Here is a 21,497-nt window from a genome sequence, read left to right on the forward strand (position 1 = left end):
AAAGGTCCCCGCATGAAGACCATCAACCACTGGATCGGCGGCAAGCCCGTCGAGGGCGTCTCGGGCAACTTCGGTCCGGTCTACAACCCGGCCACCGGCGCCCAGGAGAAGCAGGTCGCCTTCGCGTCGGTCGACGAGGTCGACGCGGCGGTCGGCGCAGCCAAGGAAGCCTTCCGGACGTGGGGCACCAGCTCCCTGGCCAAGCGCACCTCGGTGCTGTTCCGCTACCGCGAGCTGATCGACGCCCACCGCGAGGAGATCGCGCGGCTGATCACCGCCGAGCACGGCAAGGTGCACTCCGACGCGCTGGGCGAGGTGGCCCGCGGTCTGGAGATCGTCGAGCTGGCCTGCGGTATCCCCGAGAAGCTCAAGGGGGAGCTGTCCACGCAGGTCTCCACCCGCGTCGATGTGGCGTCGATCCGCCAGTCGCTCGGTGTGGTCGCCGGCATCACGCCGTTCAACTTCCCGGCGATGGTGCCGATGTGGATGTTCCCGCTGGCCATCGCCTGCGGTAACACCTTCGTCCTCAAGCCGAGCGAGAAGGTGCCCAGCGCCGCGTTCAAGCTCGCCGAGCTGGCCGCCGAGGCGGGGCTGCCGGACGGTGTGCTGAACATCGTCAACGGTGACAAGGTCGCGGTCGACGCGATCCTGGAGCACCCGGACGTCGCCGCGGTCTCCTTCGTCGGCTCCACGCCCATCGCCCGCTACATCCACACCACGGGCACCGCCAACGGCAAGCGTGTCCAGGCGCTGGGCGGCGCCAAGAACCACATGCTGGTCCTGCCGGACGCCGACCTCGACCTGGCCGCGGACTCCGCGATCAACGCCGCCTACGGCTCGGCGGGTGAGCGCTGCATGGCGATCTCCGTCGTCGTGGCCGTCGGGGAGACCGCGGACCCGCTGATCGGCAAGATCAAGGAGCGTGCCGACCGGCTGCGGATCGGCCCCGGCGACGACCCGGCCTCCGAGATGGGCCCGCTGATCACCAAGGTGCACCGCGACAAGGTCGCCTCGTACGTCACCGGCGCCGCGGCCCAGGGTGCCGATGTCGTCATCGACGGCACGGGCTTCACCGTGGAGGGCTACGAGGACGGCCACTGGCTGGGGATCTCCCTCCTCGACCACGTCACGCCCGAGATGGACGCCTACCGTGACGAGATCTTCGGCCCGGTGCTGGCCGTGGTGCGGGTGGAGACCTATGACGAGGCCATCGCCCTGATGAACAACTCGCCGTGGGGCAACGGCACCGCGATCTTCACCCGGGACGGCGGCGCGGCCCGCCGCTTCCAGCTGGAGGTCGAGGCCGGGATGGTCGGCGTGAACGTGCCGATCCCGGTGCCGGTCGGCTACCACTCCTTCGGCGGCTGGAAGGACTCGCTCTTCGGCGACCACCACATCTACGGCAACGACGGCGTGCACTTCTACACCCGCGGCAAGGTCGTCACCACCCGCTGGCCCGACCCGTCGGACAGCGGCATCAACCTGGGCTTCCCCAGCAACCACTGAGGGATGCCCGGACGGGTTCCCCGACGTCTGCCCTGACGGGTTCCCGGTTTTGTGACGGACCCCCGGTCGGCTCCCCGCCGGCCGGGGGTCCGTGCCGTCCGGGGCCGCTCTGTCCGGCCCGGGGAAAAACAACTGTGCCCGGGCGCGGGCCGGTTGGTACGGTGCGGCGTCGCCCGGGCTCCGGGTCCCACGACCAGGAGTGACCCATGTCCGCCGCCCCGTCGCCGCAGTCCCGGGCCCCGCACGATCCCGCCGCCTCCCTCGCCTCCGCCGCCCCGTCCGTGGACGCAGACGCAGACGCAGACGCAGACGCAGACGCAGACGCAGCCGCAGCCGCGGACGCGGACGCGGACCTGCGCACCGCGCGGCTGCTGCTGCGGCCCTGGTCCGACGGTGAACTCGCCGCCGTCCTCGACGGGTCGCGGCAGCCGCACTGGGCCGCGGACTTCCCCGCCGACGGCGACCGCGTCATCGCCGGATTCACCGCCGAAACACCCTCCGCGCGCGGCGTCCACGGCCAGCGGCAGATCCTGGAGCGGGACAGCGGCCTGGTGGTCGGCGCCATCGGGCTGTTCTGGCCGCCGGCCGACGGCTCGGTCGCGTTCGGCTACGGCATCGTGCCGTCCCGGAGGGGCCGCGGCTACGCCTCCGAGGCCGCGCGGGCCATGGTGGCGTTCGCCCGCACCGCACCGGGCGTGCACACGGTGTGCGCGGACATCGAGCTGGCGAACCCGGCGTCCGGCCGCGTCCTGGAGAAGGCCGGACTGGAGCGCTGGAGGAGCGACGACACCCACGCGTACTTCCGCCTGACGGCGCCCACCCAGGTGTGAGGTCCCCGCCGGCCCGGTACCCCTGCGCGGTACCGGGCCGGCGAACCCTACTCCCCGGGGAGGCCACCGGGGACGGTCCGGGGGGCCGGGTGCCCGCCGGGGCCCGTCCCTAGGATCAGGGCATGGAACTCCGAGCCCTCAGACTGCGTGGACGGCGCCTCTACGCCACCGTGGGCGCGCTGGCCGTCCTCATAGGAGGCGGCACCTGGGCGTCCGCCTCCTCGGATGCCGCGCCCGCCGTGCACCGCGAGGACCGGTTCCTGACGATGCCGGACCGGCCCGGCAGCGCGCGGCACGTACGGATCGACACCTCCTTTTTCACCGCGAGCAGCACCACCGGGCGCCGCCCCGCGGTGCTGCTCGCGCACGGCTTCGGCGCCAGCAAGGCCAACCTCCGCCCCCAGGCCGAGCGGCTGGCCCGGGACGGCTACGCCGTACTGACCTGGTCGGCGCGCGGCTTCGGCAAGTCCACCGGGAAGATCGGGCTGAACGATCCACGGGGCGAGGTCGCCGATGTGCGCCGGATGATCGACTGGCTGGTCCGGCGCCCCGAGGTCCGGCTCGACAAGGCGGGCGACCCCCGGGTGGGCGTCGCCGGCGGCTCCTACGGTGGCGCGATCTCGCTGCTGGCGGCCGGCTACGACCGGCGGGTGGACGCCATCGCCCCGCAGATCACGTACTGGAACCTGGCCGACGCACTGTTCCCGCACGGCGTGTTCAAGAAGCTGTGGGCCGGGATCTTCTTCACCACCGGCTCGGCGGGCACCGCCACCCGCACGCCGACCGGCCCGCCCGCCGAACCTGGCTGCGGGAGGTTCGAGCCCGAGCTGTGCCGGATGTATCAGCGGGTGGCCGTCCACGGCCGCCCGGACGCCGCGGCCCGCAAGCTGCTGGAGAGCCGCAGCCCGGTGGCCGTCGGCGACCGCATCAAGGTGCCGACGCTGCTTATGCAGGGCCAGACCGACTCGCTGTTCCCGCTGGACCAGGCCGATGCCATCCGGCGGGCGGTCCGCCACAACGGCGCGCCCGTCGACGTCGACTGGATCGCCGGCGGGCACGACGGCGGGGACCGGGAGATGGCCCGGCTGGAGGGCCGGACCAAGGTCTGGTTCGACCGCTATCTGAAGGGCGACCGGCACGCGGACACCGGGCCCGCGTTCCGGATCAGCCGCACCGGGGGAGTGGACTCCACCAACGGCACGGTGCGGCTGCGCGGCGCCGGCGCGGACCGCTATCCGGGCCTGGACAACGACCCCCGGCGCATCCACCTCGCCGGCCGCCCCCAGACGTTCGGCAACCCGCCCGGCGCCGGGCCGCCCGCCCTCTCCGCGGTGCCCGGTGTCGGCGCGCTCGGCAACCTCTCCTCGCTCGGCGCGGGCGGTCTGTCCCTGGACTTCGCCGGCCAGTACGCCCGTTTCGTCTCGGCGCCGCTGCGCACCCCCGTCCGGCTCACCGGCAGCCCCACCGCCACCGTGCACGTACGGTCCGACACCCCGGACGCGGTGCTGTTCGCCAAGGTCTACGACGTCGCGCCGGACGGCCGCCGCCAGGTGCTGCCGTCCCAGCTCGTCACGCCGTACCGCCTCAAGGGCACCGGCGACGGCCGGACCGTGCGGCTGCGACTGCCCGCCGTCGACCACGAGTTCGCGGCCGGCCACCGGCTGCGGCTGGTGCTGTCGGCCACCGACCTCGGCTACGCCTCACCGGCCGAACCCGCCTCCTACACCGTCTCGTTGCGGGGCGGCGGCATCGAGGTGCCCACCGCTCCCCAGGTGCGCACCGCGCCCGCCGCACTGCCCGCCTGGACCTGGGCGCTGCCCGCCGGGGCCGCCGTCATCGCCGGGCTGCTGCTGCTCACCGGCCGCCGCCGGCGCACGGCCCCGGCCCCCGACCCGGCGCTGGCCGAAGTCCCGCTGCTGATCAGCGGGTTGAGCAAGCGGTATGCGAAGTCCGCCGCGGGCCACGCCGTGCGGGACCTCTCCTTCCGGGTGGAGAAGGGGCAGGTGCTCGGCCTGCTGGGGCCCAACGGGGCCGGCAAGACCACCACCCTGCGGATGCTGATGGGGCTGATCACGCCCGACGAGGGTGAGATCAGGATCTTCGGGCAGGCCGTGCGGCCGGGCGCCGCGGTGCTGTCGCGGGTCGGCGCGTTCGTCGAGGGGGCGGGATTCCTGCCGCATCTGTCCGGCCGCGCCAACCTCGATCTGTACTGGCAGGCCACCGGCCGGCCCGCCGCCGACGCCCACGTCGACGAGGCACTGGAGATCGCCGGGCTCGGCGACGCCCTGTCACGCGCGGTGCGCACCTACTCCCAGGGCATGCGGCAGCGGCTCGCGCTGGCCCAGGCCATGCTGGGGCTGCCGGAGCTGCTGATCCTCGACGAGCCGACCAACGGGCTCGACCCGCCGCAGATCCGGGCCATGCGGGACGTCATGATCCGCTACGCGGCCGCCGGACGCACCGTCATCGTCTCCAGCCATCTGCTGTCCGAGGTCGAGCAGAGCTGTACGCATCTGGTCGTCATGGACGGCGGGCGGCTGGTGGCGGCCGGGCCGGTCGCCGAGATCACCGGATCCGGCGACACCGTGCTGGTCGGCGTCGCGGACGAGGTCTCCGACGCCGTGGTGGAGAAGGTCGGAGCGCTGCCCGGGATCGCCTCGGCGGTGCGCGCCGACGACGGGCTGCTGGTCCGGCTGGACGGCGCGACCGCCACCCAACTGCTCACCGAACTGCTCCGGTTGGAGATCGCCGTGGACCGTCTCGGCCCGCACCGCCGCCTGGAGGACGCCTTCCTCACCCTGATCGGAGGGGACCGATGACCGCGACCCCGGCGGCGCGGGCGCCCGGCTACCGCCCGCGCCGCACCCTCCCGCTGCGCGTCGAGGCCCGCCGCCAGCTGCGCCGCCGGCGCACCCTGGTGGTCGCCGCGATCCTGACGCTGCTGCCGTTCGTGCTGCTGGTGGCGTTCGCGGTCGGCGGCGATCCGAGCGGCCGCGGCAACGGCCGGATCACCCTGATGGACGCCGCCACCGCCTCCGGGGCCAACTTCACGGCCACCGCCCTGTTCGTCTCGGCGGGTTTCCTGCTGGTGGTGCCGGTGGCGCTGTTCTGCGGTGACACGGTCGCCTCGGAGGCGAGCTGGGCCTCGCTGCGCTATCTGCTCGCCGCGCCGGTCCCGCGGGCCCGGCTGCTGCTGAGCAAGCTCACCGTGGGGCTGTTGTTCAGCGCCGCCGCGATGCTGCTGCTGCCGCTGGTCGCGCTGGGCGTCGGCACCGCCGCCTACGGCTGGGGGCCGCTGCAACTGCCCGCCGGCGGCGCGCTGCCCGCGGGGGAGGCGGTGGCGCGGCTGGCGGTGGTCGCCGGCTATGTCTTCGTCAGCCAGCTGGTGACCGCGGGGCTGGCGTTCTGGCTGTCGACGGTGACGGACGCGCCGCTGGGCGCGGTCGGCGGCGCCGTCGGGCTGACCATCGCCGGCAATGTCCTCGATCAGGTCACCGCGCTCGGCAGCTGGCGCGAGGCGCTGCCCGCCCACTGGCAGTACGCCTGGGTGGACGCCCTGCAGCCCCGGCCGGAGTGGTCCGGGATGATCCAGGGCTCGGCGGTCTCGGTGTCCTGCGCGCTGGTGCTGTGCGCGCTGGCGTTCCGCGGCTTCGCCCGGAAGGACGTGGTGTCCTGACGGGGCGCCGGGGGCGGGACCGGGGGCGGGACGCGGCGGCCACCGCGCCCCGCCCCCGGTCCCGCCCGGTCAGGCGGTCGGCCCCGTCATCCGCGCGCTGACCCACTGCATCGTGCCCTCGCCCAAGCCCTGGACGTAGGTCGCCGCGCTGTGGGTGCCGCCCGGCACGATCTGCAGCCGGGTGTGCACCGGTCCGTGCCCGTACTGGGAGATGAACTTCCGTACCTTCGGCAGCACCGTGTTCTCCCGGGAGCCGTCCTGGAAGGCGAGATAGACCGGCGGTCCGCCGCGCGCGATCAGCCGGCGGGCCAGCACCTCCGGATTGTTCTCCCGCTCCTCCTTGGCGTGGCCGTTCCACAGGGGCGAGTCGGGCACGATGTCCGGCCCGTTGGGTATCGCCATCTTGAACGTCTCGGGGTTCTGCAGCACGTTCTTCAGCGCCGCGAACCCGCCCGACGAGGAGCCCATGATCGCCCAGGCGTCGCGGGTCTTGAGGGTGCGGAAGTTCTGCCGTACGAGGTCGGGCACGTCCTTGCTGAGCCAGGTGCCGATCTTCGGCTGGCCCGGAATGTCGCTGCCGTCGTAGTACTGCTTGTCATTGGGGTTGAGCACCGGCATGACGACGATGAACGGCAGGCTGGTGCCCTTCTTGGACCACTGGGCGAGGTTCTCCTCCAGTTTGAGGTCGGAGCCGATCCAGTAGTTGACGGGATAGCCGTAGGCGCCGGGCAGCGCCTCCATCACCGGGAAGCCCTTGTTGGCGTTCCGCTTCTCGTAGTACTCCGGCGGTGCCCACACCCACACCTTGCCGGTGAAGCCCGACTTGGGGCCGTGCAGGGTGGTCACCCCGATCGGGGTGTTCCCGCCGGCCCCGCCGACCCGGCTCTCCTCCGTGAAGCTGATCGGCCGGGTGGGCCACTGCACCAGCGAGTGCTTCCCCGCAGGGGTGCGGTGCAGCGCGGCGCTCGTCTTGGGGCCGAAGCTGACGGGAGCGGAGGCCTGGGAGGCACCGGTGCCGCAGCCTGCCGTGGCGGCGAGAACGGTCAGGGCGATCAACGCGATCACCGGACGGAACAGGGCTTTGTGCACGGGGCTTTCTCCTTGTCGAACACCCGGGGATGGTCCGGGCTGACCAGCAAGAGGGGGCCGGAGCCGCGCCTGGTTTCCCTTCCGGGGTGTCAGCTTTGTCGCACCACCCGTCCGGAAGTCGAGCATCCCCTTCCTGACCTGGGGTGTTTTACGCTCAACAGAAGGGTGGTTTACCGGGATTTTCCCGGCCGGCGGGTCGGGCCGGGCCCACACACCGTCCGCCGGCGCCCTCCGGGAACCCCCGTCCGAGGCCCGTATCCTCGTCGCCATGACCTGGTCGCGTGCGCTCAAGGACGCCGCCCGCTCGGGGCTGACCATCGAGCGGACCAAGCTCACGCCCTTGATCGCGATCCGCGGCTCGGTCGGCGTCGCCCTGGTCATCGGCCTGTGTCTGTGGCGCGGCGATCCGACCCTCGCGGTCTCCTCCGCCTTCGGCGCGTTCTCCTCCGGCATCGTCACCTTCCAGCGGAGCATGCGGCCGCGCCCGGTGCTCGCGCTCGCCGTCGCCGGCGCGCTCGCGGTCTCCACCTTCCTCGGCTATCTGGCCGCCGCCCACCTCCTCGCGTTCATGCTGCTCCTCGCCGGCTGGACCTTCCTGGCCGGGATGGCGTGGGCGATCGGCCCGGTCGCGGGGCTGGCCGGCACCCAGACCGTGGCGATCATGCTGGTCACCGTCACGCTGCCGACGTCCGTCCTCGGCGCGTTGCAGCACGCCGCTCTGATCTTCTTCGGCGGCGTCGTGCAGGCTACCCTCATCGTGGTCTTCCCGGTCCGCCCCTGGGGCGTCCAGCGCGACGCGCTCGCCGACGCGCTGGCCGCCGAGGCGGACTACGCGCGGCGGCTGCGGCAGGACCCGGTCGCCCCGTTCGACCCGGCGCCCCTGATGGACGCCCGGATCGCCTCCGCCGTGACCCCGCGTCAGGCCAGGCGGCGCCCCGTACAGCTGCACGGCCCCCGCGGCCTCGCCGAACGCGTCCGCCCGGTCCTCGCCTCTCTCGCCGACCCGGTCGTCGGCGCCCCGCTGGAGGGTCCCGAGCGGGACCGCGCCCGCGATCTGCTGGGCGCCGCGGCCACCGTCCTGGACGCCGTCGCCCACGCGGTACGGCACGCCAGGCCGGTGCGGCTGCCGCCCGAGGCGATGGCCGTCCTCGAAGTCCCCGCCACCGGCCCGATGCTGCACGGCGCCGCCCGCCGCTCCGCCTACCGCCTGATCTCGCTGCTCGCCGACGCCGTCGAACTCACCGATGAGCCGGTCGAGGCCACCCGCCCCACCACCGAGGCCGAACGCGGCCATCTGCTGCGCCCCAGCGTCCCCCGGCTGGTGCCGGTCGCGCTGCGCTCCCTGCACCGCGAGGCCCGCTGGACATCCCATGTCTTCCGGCACGCGCTGCGGGTCGCCGCCGTCGCCGTCGCCGGCTATCTGCTGGGCACCGTGCTCCCGTTCGGCCACAGCTACTGGGCGCCGCTCGCCTCCGTCATGGTGATGCGCCCGGACTTCGCCCAGACGTACTCCCGGGGCGTCGCCCGGTTCAGCGGCACCCTCGTCGGCGTCGGCGTCGCGGGCGGGCTGATGGCCCTGGCCCACCCCGGCCTGTACGTCAGCGCCGCGCTGGCCGTGGTGTGCGTCGCGCTGATGTATCTGCTGATGCGGACGGGCTTCTCGGTGACCTCGGCGTGCGTGGCCGCCTATGTGGTCTTCCTGCTCGGCATCGCCGGTGCGGGCTGGCAGCAGACCGTCCAGGAACGCGTCGTGCTCACCCTCGTCGGCGGACTGCTCGCGATGCTGTCGTACGCGCTGTTCCCGGCCTGGGAGACGCCCAGGCTCCGCGACGGCCTCGCCGACTGGCTCGCGGCCAACGGGCACTACGCCCTGGCTGTGTTCGATCTCTACGCCACGCCCGCCGAACGCCGCCCCCGGCAGATCCGCGACGCCCTGCTGGACTCCCGTGCGGCCCGCGCGGCCTGGGAGGAGAGCGAGGCCCGCGCCGAGAAGGAACCCGTGCGCCACCGCGGACTGTCCCGCGCCTCGGCGAAGGCGGCCGGCGCCGCGCTGGCGACCATGGGCCGGGTCACCATGATCCTGGAGGTCCATCTCCCCGAACGGGACGCGGACGCCTCGCCCGGCGCCACCGCCTTCGCCTTCGAACTGCGCGCCTCCCTGGAGGAGGCCACCGAAGCGGTCCGGGAACGGGGCGAGGTGAACTGGAGCGAGCTGCGGGCCGTATGGGAGAGATGGGACGCGGAGGACGAGAGCCGCGGTGTCGCACTGCGCGCCGCGGACCTGCTCGTCGACGCCCTCGACGACCTGGCCGAGGCACTGTCCCGGGAGCCGGCCGGAGCGGACGGCGCCCCGGGGGACGAGGCGCAGGACACGGCACGCGACACGGCACGCGACACGTCACGCGACACGGAAAGGAACGGTGGCGGATGAGGCGGCGGACCGCGGCGACGGGAACCAATCCGAGCCCCCGGTAGTCTTATGAGTTGCCCGCAATGAACGCCATTGGTAGTCCAAGGGGTTGTCTGCGGTGCAATGCCCCGGTATTCCCTCCCCTCTCCAGAGAGCACACGAACCCCCCATGGCGTCCAGCACTTCGTCCGGTACGTATGACATAGGCATCGACCTCGGCACCGCCAACACCCTGGTGTACGCCCGCGGCAAGGGCGTGGTGCTGAACGAGCCGTCCGTCGTCGCGGTCAACGCCGCCGGCGAGGTGATCGCGGTGGGCGAGGAGGCCAAGCGGACCATCGGCCGCACGCCGTCCGGGATCACCGCGATGCGCCCGCTCAGGGAGGGCGTGATCGCCGATTTCGACGCCGCCGAGCAGATGCTGCGGGCCCTGATGAAGAAGGCCCTGCCCAGCCGCCGTTTCTCCCGGCCGCGGGTGGTCATCTGCGTCCCGTCCGGCATCACGGGCGTCGAGCGGCGCGCGGTCGTCGACTCCGCCAAGGGCGCCGGCGCCCGTGAGGTGCACCTCATCGAGGAGCCGATGGCCGCCGCGATCGGCGCCGGCCTGCCGGTGGACGAGCCGGTGGGCTGCATGGTGGTGGACATCGGCGGCGGCACCACCGAGGTCGCCGTCGTCTCCCTGGGCGGCCTGGTCACCGCCCAGTCCGTACGGGTCGCCGGGGACGCCCTGGACGCCGCCGTCACCTCCTACATCAAGAAGAAGCACTCCCTGGCGATCGGCGAGCGCACCGCCGAGGACATCAAGATCGCGATCGGCTCGGCCGCCTGGACCCCGGTCGGCACCGACGAGGACGGCGCCGAGGACCGCCCCACCTCCTACACGGTCCGCGGCCGCGACCACGTCAGCGGGCTACCCCGGATCCAGGAGATCACCGAGGAGGAGATCCGCGACGCCCTCGCCGAACCCGTCGACGCGATCGTCCAGGCCGTCCACCGCACCCTCGACGAATGCCCCCCGGAGCTCTCCGGCGACATCGTCGAGCACGGGATCGCCCTCACCGGCGGCGGCGCCCTGCTGCGCGGCCTGGACCAGCGGCTGCGCCAGGAGATGGGTGTCCCCGTGATGGTCGCCGACGAGCCCCTGGACTGCGTGGTCAACGGCACCGCCAAGTGCGTCGACGAATTCGCCAGCCTGCACGGCCTGCTGACCGGCGCCAAGCAACAGCCGAGGAAGTCGGTGCGGCTGTAGGGGTGGCGCCGGCCGGCCGCCGGCGCGGGCCGTCGGTACGGGCCGTCGGTACGGGGGCCGCTCGCAGTGGCGGCCCGTCCGCCGGGGCGCGGCGTCGCGGCCCCTCCCGGTGGGGTGCACCCCGGGTCAGCCACCCCCCTCCCCGGTGCGGCGGCGGTGCCGTTCCGCGTTGAGGAAGAGCGTGTTGGAGGCACCCGGCCTCAGCAGGAAGACGGAGAACTCGTCGGCGTCCGGCCCCTCGGACGGAATGTTCGCCACGACGGAGCCGGCGGGGTCCTGCCCCTGGGACAGATGGAAGACGATGCCGTTCGGCAGGGTGACCCGGATCTCCTCGGCATCGAGGGGGGTCGGGACACCGTCGCGGACGATTTCGACGTGGAGCGGTGCCCCTGCGTCCGGTGTGGGATCAGTTGTCGTCATGCGGTGATTCTCCCTCGGGGACTTGCATCGGAGGGCATCCGGAGCGGACTTGGCTCCAAGTGCGGCCGGGAGCCTCTCCCGCCTGACGTCGACGGGGCGGGAGAGGTCAGCCGGCCTTGAACCGTGCGGTCAGGCTGCGGGTGCCGGTCGTGGTCAGGGCTGCCGCCAGGGCGGCGAGGACGCCTGCCTGCACGGTGGCGGCGGTGATGAGGGAACCGGGCGCGTGGTCCTGGGCCAGGAACGCGAGGCTCAGCGTCCGCTCCACGAGCACGACGAGGCCGAGCGCGGCCAGTGCGAGGGGCAGCGCGGGGTCTCCCGTGTGCTGCGGCGACCTGCGCCGGGCGACCAGCCACACGGCGGCCGCGGCGATGAACGCCGCACCGCCGGCCCACCCCTGGTCCGCGTTCCCGGGCCACACCACGCTCGACGCGCCCATGAGCACGCAGGTGCCCATGAGGACGAGCCCGGGAGACGCCAACGGGAGCCGGGCGGGCGGGGCGTCGCGGTGGAAGCCGCAGCACAGGGCGAGGACGGTCAGCCAGGCGAACGCCGCAGTCGTGAGCGAGAAGGAGGACACCAGGGCGTCCTGCCCGCCGCCCAGGTGCTGCGTCACGTAAGCCAGGTGGGGAAGGGCCGCGAGGACGGCGAAGGTGAAGGCGGTGCGCCGGTGGTCGCGCAGCAGCGCCAGGTAGACCACCGTCCACGCGAGCGGAAGCAGCCAGCACACGACCGCGTACAGCCCGGCCGGCGCGCCATGGCCGGTGAAGCCGTCCAGGGCCATCTCCCGGTTTTGGGCAGGGGCACCGCGCATCCAGGCCAGGAAGAGGGCCTGTCCGGTCAGTGCGGAGGCCGCCTGCAGCAACGCGCTCAGCAGCGCGAACCGGCGCACCACCGCGCCGAGTGTGGCGTAGCGGGCCGGGGCGCCGGCGGCGCCCATACGGGTGCGGACGGCGAGGGCGGCGATGCTGGCCACCTCGCCCCAGGCGGGGCGCAGCTCGTCCCGGTCCTGCTCGTCGATCCCTTCCAGGTAGGCCTCCACCATCTCCTCCTCCCGCTCGGCGCGGTAGTAGGAGGGCAGCAGGCGCAGCACGGTGCGGTAGCGCTGTTCGAGCACGGTCGTCATGCGGTGCCTCCGGCGATGCCCGGGCGGCGCGCGGGGCGGCTCACGGGGGCCGGCCCGGCAGGCGTGGGGCGGTGGGCGGCCATCCGCTCCGTCGCTGCCCGCGCCCCGGCCGCCATCCGCTCCGCCTCGGCGGACAGGGCCGCCCCGCCGGCGTCGGTGAGCCGGTAGTACCTGCGCAGTCGGCCCTGCTGCACCTCCTCGCGGTCCGGCTCGATGAGCCCGTCGGCCGTCAGCCGGTCCAGCACGCCGTACAACGTGCCGATCCGCAGCTGCACATCGCCCTCGGACAGCTCGTCCACCACCTGCACGATCCCGTAGCCGTGCCGCGGTTCGTCGACCAGCGCGGTGAGGACGAAGAAGGCGGCTTGCGTCATACTCCTGGAAGCCATGCCGGCACTATATCTTGCCTTCCGATATATGGGGAGAGGGGGAGTGTCGCCTACCTGGCCATGCGCCGTCGGGCGGGCCGTGGGAACACGGTGCCCGGCGCCATCGCCCGGCGCGACGCCGCCCCGCCTCCGGTCGTCCCGTCCCGTTGCCGGCCACACCGCCCCGGCACTGTCCGCACTGCGTCGCCCCCCGCCGTCCGCCCGCCCGCGGCAATGCCATGATCGTGGCGGAGGGGACACCAAGTCGGGGAGTCCGAGCGGAAGTTGCCGACCGCGACGGCCGCGATTCCTTCGCCCCCTCCGCCGTCCGTCCTCCGCCCCGACCGGAAGTCACCACACTCCACGACTCCACCGCTCCACCGCCGACCCCCAGGAGGAATGCATGCCGCAGCCCGCCAAGACGCCGTCCACGCCACCCGCGTCGTCCATGCCGTCCGAGACGTCCGAGACGTCCGCGTCCACCGCCGGCGGGGCGCCGGGACCGCACCGGTCCGCCGCCCCGCTGCCGGCGGCGACGCACCGCACGGTGGAGGTCCCCGGCGGCCGCATCCACCTCGTCGAGCAGGGCACCGGCCCGCTCGTCCTGCTGGTCCACGGATTTCCCGAGTCCTGGTATTCCTGGCGCCACCAGCTCCCCGCGCTCGCCGCGGCGGGCTATCGCGCGGTCGCCATCGACGTACGCGGCTACGGACGTTCCTTCAAGCCCCGTGAGGTCGCCGCCTACCGGATGCTGGCGCATGTGGCCGACAACGTCGCGGTGGTGCACGCCCTCGGCGAGGAGACCGCGGTGATCGCGGGCCATGACTGGGGCTCACCGATCGCCGCCCACACCGCACTGCTCAGGCCCGATGTCTTCACCGCCGTCGCGCTGCTGAGCGTTCCCTACGCGCCCCGGGGCGGCTCCCGGCCCACCGAGGCCTTCGCACGGCTCGGCGGCGACGGGGAGTTCTACATCAGCTACTTCCAGGAGCCCGGGCGCGCGGAGGCGGAGATCGAGCCCGATGTCCGCGGCTGGCTCACCGGCTTCTACGCCGGGCTCTCGGGCGAGGCCGAGCGGTCGTCCGACCCGGGGGACACCGCCCTGTTCTCCGTCCCCCCGGGCGGGAAGCTCTCCGACCGCTTCCCCGGGGACATCCGGCTGCCCCTGCCCTGGCTCTCCGAGGCCGACCTGGACTTCTACGCCGGAGAGTTCGAGCGGACCGGCCTGACCGGCGGACTCAACCGCTACCGCAACGTCGACCGGGACTGGGAGGACCTCGCCGCCTGGAAGGGAGCCACACTCGCCCAGCCGGCGCTCTTCATCGGCGGGGAACTCGACGCCACCACCCAGTGGATGGCCGACGCCATCAAGGCCTTCCCCCACACCCTCCCGGGCCTGTCCGCCTCCCACATCCTCGACGGCTGTGGCCACTGGGTGCAGCAGGAACGCCCCGAGGAGGTCAACCGCCTGCTGACCGACTGGCTGCACACACTGCCCGAGGCCCCGGGCCGCACCCCGGACTAAGCCCCGCTCATATAGGTCTCCAGGCCGTCCAGGATCCGCTCCAGGCCGAAGTCCCCGGCCTGGTCACGCGAAGTGGGGTCGGCCTCGGTGGAGGCCACGGCCGCGGCGATCGCGGGAAAGCGGTCGGCGCGGCCGGCGAGCAGTTCGTTCAGCGCCGCGCTCATGACCTGCTCGGGCTCCTTGGCCCGGGCGCTGCCCAGCCCCATCGAGGCCGACACCTGGGCGAGGGCCCGGATGTGGCCGCTCACCACGAGCACGGCGTCGAACTGTTCGCCGCCGCTCAGGCCGGTGTCCGCGAGCGCGGCGACGGCGCGTTCGGTCCAGCCGAGTTCATTGGGGCCCATGACGCGCGGGCCGACGGCCGCGCCCAGCAGCCAGGGGTGGCGGTGGTAGACCTCCGCCAGCGCCTTCGCCCAGGCCCGCAGCGCCACCCGCCACCGCCCGGCGCGGGCCGGGCCGGGGAGGTCCGGGGTGTCCGGCGCAGGTGCGTTCGGCGGTTCCCCCATCGCCATGTCGATCATCAGCGCGACCAGCTCGGTCTTCCCCGGCACATAGCGGTACAAGGACATCTTGGAGAAGTCGAGTGCGGCGGCGATCCGCTGCATGGACACCGCGCCGAGCCCGCCGGCGTCGGCCAGGGCCAGCGCCGTGCGCGTGATCCGATCCAGGCTCAGGGCCGGTTTGGGGCCCCGGCCGGGCCGTTCGCGCCCGCCCCACAGCAACTCGACGCTGCCTGCCTGATCTCCGAACACGCTGGGCTTTTCGCGCTTTTCGTCGTCTTCTGCCACCCCCGCATCATAAAACTGCGTCTGGGGTACACAGAACTGCGTCCATCGGATACAGTTTCTTCTGTCAGTCCGACGATCGACGGGGGAGCGTGCGATGACGTACGACACGGCATGTGGGCACGGCGGGATGGAGCGGTCCGAACGGGCCCGGGAGCGGGGGGCGGTGCCGCCGGGGCGCACCGTTCTGATCTCGGGGGCCAGTGTCGCCGGGCCCGCCCTGGCCTACTGGCTCGGGCGCTACGGCTTCCGGACCACTGTGGTCGAGCTGGCCCCCGCCCTGCGGAACGGCGGCTTCGCGGTCGACTTCCGCGGCGCGGCCCACCTCGGGGTCCTGGAGCGGATGGGCGTCCTGGAGGACATCAGGAGCCACCGCACGTGCGGCGGCGCCCCGCTGAGCTTCATCGACCAGCAGGGGCGGCAACTCGCCGCCATGCCCGCTGAATTCGCCGGCGGTGACGTCGAAATACTCCGGTCACAGCTGTCCCGCATCCTCTACGAGCACAGCCTGGCCCCGCCCGGTGCCGCCCCCGGGGACGCGCCCGAGTACCTCTTCGGCGACTCCCTCACCGGCCTCACCGAGACCGCCGACGGCGTGCGGGTCACCTTCGAACGGGGCGCACCGCGCACCTTCGACCTCGTGATCGGCGCCGACGGCCAGCACTCCACCGTGCGCCGGCTCGCCTTCGGCCCCGAGAGCGCATACGTCAGCCACCTCGGCTACTACGTCGCCGCCTGGGATCTGCCCGCAAACGCGGGGGACCTCGGTGCCCGTCAGGTCGGCTACGGCGAGCCGGGCCGCCTGGTGACCGTCGGCCGGGTGGCCCGCCGCGCCCAGGAACCGGGCTATACCGGCGAAGCCTTCTGCGTCTTCGCCGCGGAGGAACTCTCCTACGACCGGCGCGACCTGCGGTCCCAGAAGAAGGCGGTGGCCGAGGCGTTCGAGGGGGCCGGCTGGCGGACCGCGGAACTGATCGAGAGTCTCCGGGGCGCCGAGAACCTGTACTTCGACGCCATCAGCCGGGTCGATGTGCCGACGTGGTCCAGGGGCCGCGTCGGTCTCCTGGGCGATGCCGCCCACGGCGCCACCGTCGGGGGGATGGGCACCGGCTCGGCGGTCGTCGGCGCCTATGTCCTCGCCGGTGAACTCGCCCTCGCCGGCGGGGATCACGTCACGGCCTTCGCCCGCTATGAACGCACGCTGCGCCCCTATGTGACCCGGTGCCAGGAGGGCGGCCGCGGCGCGGGGGAATTCCTGGCACCGCCCACCCAGGAAGCCATGGACGCCCGCAACGCCCTCCTGAACGACCCGGCCGCGCGCGCCGCCATGCTGGGGGCGGGCCATGACCTCTCCGCAGCCGTCGAGTTGCCCGACTACCCGTCGCTGATCACCGCGGCGTCCGCCGGCGGGATGGGTTCCACGGGAAGGGGGTGCGGGATACGGACCGTGTGAGGGGGCGCGCGGGGCGCGGCCGGCCCAGGCGCCCCGGCGGCACCGTGTCGTCACCCATGGGGCCGTGGGAGGAAAAGGGTTCGGCCCCCGCCCTGGGTGGGGACGGGGGCCTGGCTTGCCGGTGGTTCGCCGTGGCTCTGCGCAGGGAGGGGGAGCCGGTCGGGGGGCAGATACCGCCGGGCGTCCTCCAGGGGCCGGCCGGCGGCGCCGCACAGCAAGGGCAGCGGCAGCCCGGCGTCCGCCATCCAGGTCAGTCCGGTGTGGCGAAGGTCCTGGCGCCGGAGGTACTCGTGACCGAGTTCGGTCACCACGTCGTCCCAGCGGGTGCTGTCCCGCAGGACGGCGGCGGTGAAGCGGCTCCCGTCCGGGCCGGTGAACAACCGGGCCTGCGGGGTGTGGCGCGCCGCCTCCAGCCGCTCGGCCGTCAGTTCCCGCACGGCGGGGCGCAGGGGCACCACCCGCTGGTGCCGGCCCCGGCAGGCCCGGTCGCCGGGGCCGTCCGGTTCGGACACGGTGAAGCGCTGCACGTGCCAGGTCCAGGTGCTCACGTCGATGTCCTGGGCCTGCAGGCCGGACACCTCGCTGAAACGGGTGCCGGTCCAGGCGGCGAACCGGACGGCATCCCCCCAGCCCTGATAGCCGTCGGAGGACCGCTCCACGAGCGAAGCCGCCAGCCGCTCCAGCGTCCGCACGTCCGGCAGGGCCAGCGCCCTGGGCGTGGTGCGCTCGCGCTGCGCACGCTGATACTCCTGCTGCCAGCCGGCCACCCGGGCCGGATTGGCGTCCAGCGCCCCGTCGCGGACGGCCTGTTCCAGGACGCGGACCAGCACGGCCAGGCTGTTCTTCACCGTCGACAGGCCGCATTCGTCGGCGATCCAGCAGTGCAGTGCGCGATTGACCACCCGGCGGGTGACCTCGCGGACGGGGACGTGGCCGATGCTGGGAACGACCCGCAGTCGCCACCCGGCCTGGTACGGGGACATGGTCAGCGTCTCCAGACCGTGCATCGCGGCCGGCCACCGCCGCTCCCCGTAGGCGGCGAGTGACATCGCATGGGTCTCGTCCTCGGGGGGAAACGGATACCCGGCATCGTTGTTCATTATCGAATCACCCTTGTCTGATCGGGGAGTTATTCAGCCGGCCGGTACCGATGGCGCGAATCACTCGTGAGCGCGAAATCGGAATCGGGGAATCCGGTCGCATCTCGCCCAGGGGCAGTGCGGTGAACTGTGCGCTCCGGTGGAGAGCACTTTGGCGTGCTCTCCACCGAGGAGGGGGGACGAGGCCGGCCCCAAGGCCGGCGAAAGTCCGAGCTCCACAGCACGGACGGTCCGTCCCGGCGGCCTCCCGCGGATCAGTCACAGGTACGGGAGAATTGTGGGCGCGGCGCCAACTCGACCAATCGCAAAGGGAGATGTAGCTGCGGAGGAGGGGTCTTCGATGCTGTAATGACTTCCGTTGTCATGGTCGTGGGGGTCCGGCGACGCCGGCCGCCTAATGGCGGCAAGCCGGTCCTGATGCGTTCCGCGCACAAGAATGACAAGCGGCCGCCTTGCCGGGGCAGGCGGTTCCTGGTGGTGACCGGGAGGGAGCGGTCTGCAATCAAACGCTTCATCAGTCATGTCTGGAATAAAGGCATCTACTAAGGCCATTGCGCAAGTTGGTACGAGTTTCCACTTTTCGCGCTGCTCCGAACGGGTGGCCTTATCGATTGACTGTTGTAGCGCGACGAGCCGCATGGATAACTAGTTCCATCCAACCGGTGGGCCGCCCATCCTCTCCGGGGAGCGGCACCTGGCCTACCCGTTGGCCCGGCCCCAGCGCCTGGTTGCGGTCAGACCGAGATGCCGTATGGGCGTCCCCGGTAGAGGGTTTTGGATCCGTCAGCCGGTGCCGATTCCTCGGCACCGGCTGATCGGCCCCCACATTCGGTCAGGGGGCTTCATGCGAACTCTTCCCTTCCTTCGCTGGATCGACGGTGCCCGCACCGGGATCCTGAGCCTCACCGCGGCGGCACCGGCTCCCGGCGCCTCCGTCAGCGACACGAGTGTCATGGCCCCGGCGCCTTCCCGGCACACGGCGTCCACCACCCCGGTCGTCCCGGCCCACCCGCCTGTCGACGGCGGTCCGGCCCCGGTGCCGTACGGCACCTCCCCCCTCAACGTCCCCCGCAATGCCGCACGTTCGGGCGTCACGGGGCTCCGGCGCACCACCGCGACGTGGCGCCCGGCGGCACCGCGCACCGCCCCCGCCCGAGGCCGGCGCCGCGGGCGGCTCCGCCTCCGCGCGGCGCGCGGAACGGTGCCCCTCCCGGGTGCCGGCGGACGCCTCGTACCGCCCGGGACCGCCGTCCGCGGTGACCGCGCCCCCTTCCCTTCCCCGGGCCGCGATATCGCCGCTCCCGTCGCCGCGGTCTTCCCCATGTCCCTTTTACCGAAGATGAATTACGTGACCGGCGGCGAAGGCGGCCAGTCCCTCGTCACCGGCGCCGGACGGGCGCCGAAGGCCGCCGGCCACGACGCCGGCCCCCGCCACACCCCCCACACCCCCCACACCCCCCACACCCCGGCCGCCCGGCCGGCTTCCGCGGCCCGGGACACCGCCCCGGACCCCCGCGCCCCGCGGGGCTCCGTCCCCGGCCGCACCGACTGACGGCGCTCCCTCCGCCCGGCGTCCCCGCCGGTGCCTTCCGCCGGACCGGCTTCCGCCGCCCGCCGCCACGACCGGTTCCCGCCGGCCCCCACGGCACCTCCAGGTAGGTCCCACAACCTCGACGCCAAGGAACAGCGATGCCTCTTTCCCCGCACCAGGGGTCCACCGGTGGTGGAGCCCCGGTCCCCCCTCCCCCCACCGGCAGCGGCCCCGCGGAGGCCACCGCGGAGCCATGCGGGCACCCGCAGACGGCCGCCGCCCCCGCGTCCGCCCCCTCCGACGCCTCCGCGCCCACCCCGCCGCCGTGTGGCACGGCCGGCCCGGTGGGCGCCGTGCTCCACGCCGACGGGACCTCCGCCCGCGACCGGGGCGCCTTCACCTACGTGACACGGCCGGTCATCTGAGACCGGCGTGCGCCCGGCGCGGGTCCGTTAGCGGCTCCCCGGCACCGGGCCTCCGGCACCGCCGCCCCGCGGCCGCCGCCCCGCACACCGTCGCCTCCGGGCCGTCCGCCTCGCAGCGGATCCGGGCACCCGAAGCGGCGTTCCACCCCCCCATGGACGCCGCCGTGACCAGCCGGCCCGCTCCAGCGCACCACCGCACCACCGCATCACCGCACCACCGCCTCCGGCGAATCGCCCCTCGCCCCGTCGCTCCACCGGACACGGCCGGTCCGGTGGCGCCGCCGTCCCCTCGGCCGCAGCCCGCAGTGACTGCACCCCGGGTCCCCCCACGGCACCTCCCGCCCGCCCCAGAAACCCACTGCGACAGAAAAGCGGAGAACGACATGGCGAAAAGAACAATGGTGATCCTCGTCGACGGGCCGGAGGGAAATTCCCTGCCGGAGCACGCACGCGACGCCGTGAACGATCCGATAAGGATCCTGCGGGGCAACGGCTACGAGCGTTTCGAATTCTACGGCGAATACGCGGACGTCGGCGGAGAGCCGGTCCCCGTCTACCGCTGGTGCTACCGCACGCAAATCGCCGAGTAGGCGCCGTGCGGTCCGCAGTAGAAAGCCAAGTGAAGAGGAGAAGGAACATGCGGAATCTCAGGAGTGAAGGAGTCCGGTCATGAAGCGAGCGTCAGGGAACCCGGAAAGCGGAAGCGACGGCCGGAATGTGGTCGTGACCGGTGTCGGATTCTGTCTGCCCGGCCGCACGGAGCCGGTCTTCACGGCCGACGACATGTGGGCCGTCGTCTCCAACGGCCAATCCTGCCTCAAGCGTGACGAGGTGTACTACGGCTCGGTGGGGCTCACCCAGGAGATGTTCGACGAACGCCTCCCGGATGTCCCCCCGTTCTTCTCCCGGCATTACACAGCGGCCCACCGTTTCGGTCTGGTGTCGATGGCGGAAGCCACCGCGGATGCCGGGCTGACATTTCACGGCGGGGCGCTGAGCGAAGCGGCAATACTGGTGGGCCGCGGCGGCGTGGACGCGAACGTCGAAAGTTATCTTTCGGTGCTGAGCGCCGATCCCGGAAAGACCACCGCAGCCGAAGCCATGGAGCTGTTCGTCGCCGCCGAACAAGCCGTGACGCCCTCGGACGTCGCACTGGTCCAGGCGGCACTGACCCGCTCCAACGGTCCCTGCTACACCGTCTCGTGCGGCTGTGCCTCGTCTGCCGTGCAGATCGGCAACGCCCGGCGGATGATCGCCCAGGGCGAGGTCGAGGTGGCGGTCGTGACCGGGGTCGACGTGTTCAACGTCCACCTCATCCAGAACATCGAGCGGCTGCTGAGCGGGGCGCAGCAGACCTATGACTCGCTGCGCACCACCGGCATGCCCGAACTGCTGCCGTCCTTCCGCTCCCTGATGCGGCCCTACGACCGGCGGGCGGACTGCATCAACCACGGCGAGGGCTCCGCCACCGTGATCATGGAGAGCCGGGAGCACGCCGCCCGGCGCGGTGCACACGTCTACGGACAGGTGCTGTCCACCGCCATGACCCGCGACGGGCTGGCCAACCCGCTGGCGTGCGACGAGACCGGCGCGGAACTCGTCACCGCCGTCCGCCGCTGCCTCGGCGACCGCTGGCACATCGACGACGTGCCCTACGTCCACGGCGGCAGTGACGGCAATGTCGTCGTCACCGCCTTCGAGGCGAACGCCGTCAAGGAGCTGTACGGGCCCGACAGCACGGTGCTGATGACGTCCCAGGAAGGCTGCTTCGGCCACAACGGCGCACCGGCCGGCTGCCTGGGCGTCGCCATGACGCTGATGATGCTCGAACGGGGCCAGGTGTGCCCGACGGCCAACTGCGAACAGCCCGCCGAGGGACTGCCCTTCGACCCCGTCCCCGGCATCCGGACCCGCGCGCTCGATTTCGACTACGCGCTGTCCTTCAACTACCAGGTCGGCGGCGTGAAGAACGCCATCCTTCTCGGCAGCCCGGAAGCCGTGTGACGA

The 21,497-nt window shown here is 72.8% G+C and carries 18 protein-coding genes; 12 read left to right on the forward strand and 6 right to left on the reverse strand.

What is annotated here, in order from left to right:
* Window positions 1-12: 12 nt before the first annotated feature.
* From OIU81_RS23790 to OIU81_RS23805, 4 genes are all read left to right on the forward strand, one after another.
* Window positions 13-1,506 carry a CoA-acylating methylmalonate-semialdehyde dehydrogenase gene (locus tag OIU81_RS23790; RefSeq protein ID WP_329151091.1) on the forward strand — a complete coding sequence of 498 codons (1,494 nt, stop codon included), beginning with the start codon at window positions 13-15 and terminating at the stop codon, window positions 1,504-1,506.
* Window positions 1,507-1,712: 206 nt separating this feature from the next.
* The gene (locus OIU81_RS23795; protein ID WP_329151093.1) at window positions 1,713-2,336 is read left to right on the forward strand and encodes a GNAT family N-acetyltransferase; all 624 of its coding nucleotides are present in this window, start codon (window positions 1,713-1,715) and stop codon (window positions 2,334-2,336) included.
* Window positions 2,337-2,458: 122 nt separating this feature from the next.
* Window positions 2,459-5,155, forward strand: coding sequence for an alpha/beta fold hydrolase (locus OIU81_RS23800; RefSeq protein WP_329151095.1), 2,697 nt, complete (start codon window positions 2,459-2,461; stop codon window positions 5,153-5,155).
* A complete protein-coding gene (locus OIU81_RS23805; RefSeq protein WP_329151097.1) occupies window positions 5,152-6,012 on the forward strand; it encodes an ABC transporter permease in 861 nt (286 codons plus the stop codon). Before OIU81_RS23800 ends, OIU81_RS23805 begins: the two co-directional genes overlap by 4 nt.
* 69 nt (window positions 6,013-6,081) lie before the next feature.
* Here the strand turns inward: OIU81_RS23805 and OIU81_RS23810 are convergent, their stop codons facing one another.
* Window positions 6,082-7,101 carry an alpha/beta hydrolase gene (locus OIU81_RS23810; RefSeq protein ID WP_329151099.1) on the reverse strand — a complete coding sequence of 340 codons (1,020 nt, stop codon included), beginning with the start codon at window positions 7,099-7,101 and terminating at the stop codon, window positions 6,082-6,084.
* Window positions 7,102-7,369: 268 nt separating this feature from the next.
* On the opposite strand from OIU81_RS23810, the gene OIU81_RS23815 reads away from it, so the two are divergent.
* Together OIU81_RS23815 and OIU81_RS23820 are read left to right on the forward strand one after the other, a co-directional pair.
* Entirely contained in the window at window positions 7,370-9,532 is a 2,163-nt protein-coding gene (locus OIU81_RS23815; RefSeq protein WP_329151101.1) for an FUSC family protein, read from the forward strand.
* 148 nt (window positions 9,533-9,680) lie between these two features.
* Window positions 9,681-10,760: a rod shape-determining protein gene (locus tag OIU81_RS23820; protein WP_329151103.1), complete on the forward strand. Its 1,080-nt coding sequence runs from the start codon at window positions 9,681-9,683 to the stop codon at window positions 10,758-10,760.
* 126 nt (window positions 10,761-10,886) lie between these two features.
* Here the strand turns inward: OIU81_RS23820 and OIU81_RS23825 are convergent, their stop codons facing one another.
* The 3 genes from OIU81_RS23825 to OIU81_RS23835 all read right to left on the reverse strand — a co-directional run bounded on the left by OIU81_RS23825 (window position 10,887) and on the right by OIU81_RS23835 (window position 12,677).
* Entirely contained in the window at window positions 10,887-11,180 is a 294-nt protein-coding gene (locus tag OIU81_RS23825; RefSeq protein ID WP_329151104.1) for a hypothetical protein, read from the reverse strand.
* 106 nt (window positions 11,181-11,286) lie between these two features.
* Entirely contained in the window at window positions 11,287-12,303 is a 1,017-nt protein-coding gene (locus tag OIU81_RS23830; protein ID WP_329151106.1) for a hypothetical protein, read from the reverse strand.
* Entirely contained in the window at window positions 12,300-12,677 is a 378-nt protein-coding gene (locus OIU81_RS23835) for a PadR family transcriptional regulator (protein ID WP_329155319.1), read from the reverse strand. The genes OIU81_RS23830 and OIU81_RS23835 overlap by 4 nt, the downstream gene beginning before the upstream one ends.
* Window positions 12,678-13,074: 397 nt before the next feature.
* Between OIU81_RS23835 and OIU81_RS23840 the strand changes: the two genes are divergently transcribed.
* Complete coding sequence (locus OIU81_RS23840; RefSeq protein ID WP_329151108.1) at window positions 13,075-14,196, forward strand: alpha/beta fold hydrolase; 1,122 nt, start codon at window positions 13,075-13,077, stop codon at window positions 14,194-14,196.
* Here OIU81_RS23840 and OIU81_RS23845 read toward each other — a convergent pair.
* A complete protein-coding gene (locus OIU81_RS23845) occupies window positions 14,193-14,984 on the reverse strand; it encodes a TetR/AcrR family transcriptional regulator (RefSeq protein WP_329151110.1) in 792 nt (263 codons plus the stop codon). The genes OIU81_RS23840 and OIU81_RS23845 overlap by 4 nt on opposite strands.
* Before the next feature lie 127 nt (window positions 14,985-15,111).
* Between OIU81_RS23845 and OIU81_RS23850 the strand changes: the two genes are divergently transcribed.
* Window positions 15,112-16,434, forward strand: coding sequence for an FAD-dependent monooxygenase (locus tag OIU81_RS23850; protein ID WP_443074160.1), 1,323 nt, complete (start codon window positions 15,112-15,114; stop codon window positions 16,432-16,434).
* A 50-nt stretch (window positions 16,435-16,484) separates the two neighbouring features.
* On the opposite strand, the gene OIU81_RS23855 is transcribed toward OIU81_RS23850, so the two are convergent.
* Window positions 16,485-17,534, reverse strand: a complete 1,050-nt coding sequence (locus OIU81_RS23855) for a tyrosine-type recombinase/integrase (RefSeq protein WP_329151114.1) — start codon at window positions 17,532-17,534, stop codon at window positions 16,485-16,487.
* Between the two features lie 844 nt (window positions 17,535-18,378).
* Between OIU81_RS23855 and OIU81_RS23860 the strand changes: the two genes are divergently transcribed.
* From OIU81_RS23860 to OIU81_RS23875, 4 genes are all read left to right on the forward strand, one after another.
* Entirely contained in the window at window positions 18,379-19,086 is a 708-nt protein-coding gene (locus OIU81_RS23860) for a hypothetical protein (protein WP_329151116.1), read from the forward strand.
* Between the two features lie 137 nt (window positions 19,087-19,223).
* On the forward strand, window positions 19,224-19,490 hold the full coding sequence (locus tag OIU81_RS23865; protein ID WP_329151118.1) for a hypothetical protein: 267 nt from the start codon (window positions 19,224-19,226) through the stop codon (window positions 19,488-19,490).
* Between the two features lie 383 nt (window positions 19,491-19,873).
* Window positions 19,874-20,080: a DUF5988 family protein gene (locus tag OIU81_RS23870; RefSeq protein WP_329151120.1), complete on the forward strand. Its 207-nt coding sequence runs from the start codon at window positions 19,874-19,876 to the stop codon at window positions 20,078-20,080.
* 79 nt (window positions 20,081-20,159) lie between these two features.
* Window positions 20,160-21,494 carry a beta-ketoacyl synthase N-terminal-like domain-containing protein gene (locus OIU81_RS23875; protein ID WP_329151122.1) on the forward strand — a complete coding sequence of 445 codons (1,335 nt, stop codon included), beginning with the start codon at window positions 20,160-20,162 and terminating at the stop codon, window positions 21,492-21,494.
* The last annotated feature ends 3 nt before the right edge of the window (window positions 21,495-21,497 follow it).

It is taken from the genome of Streptomyces sp. NBC_01454 (genome assembly GCF_036227565.1).
Taxonomy (GTDB): Bacteria; Actinomycetota; Actinomycetes; order Streptomycetales; family Streptomycetaceae; genus Streptomyces.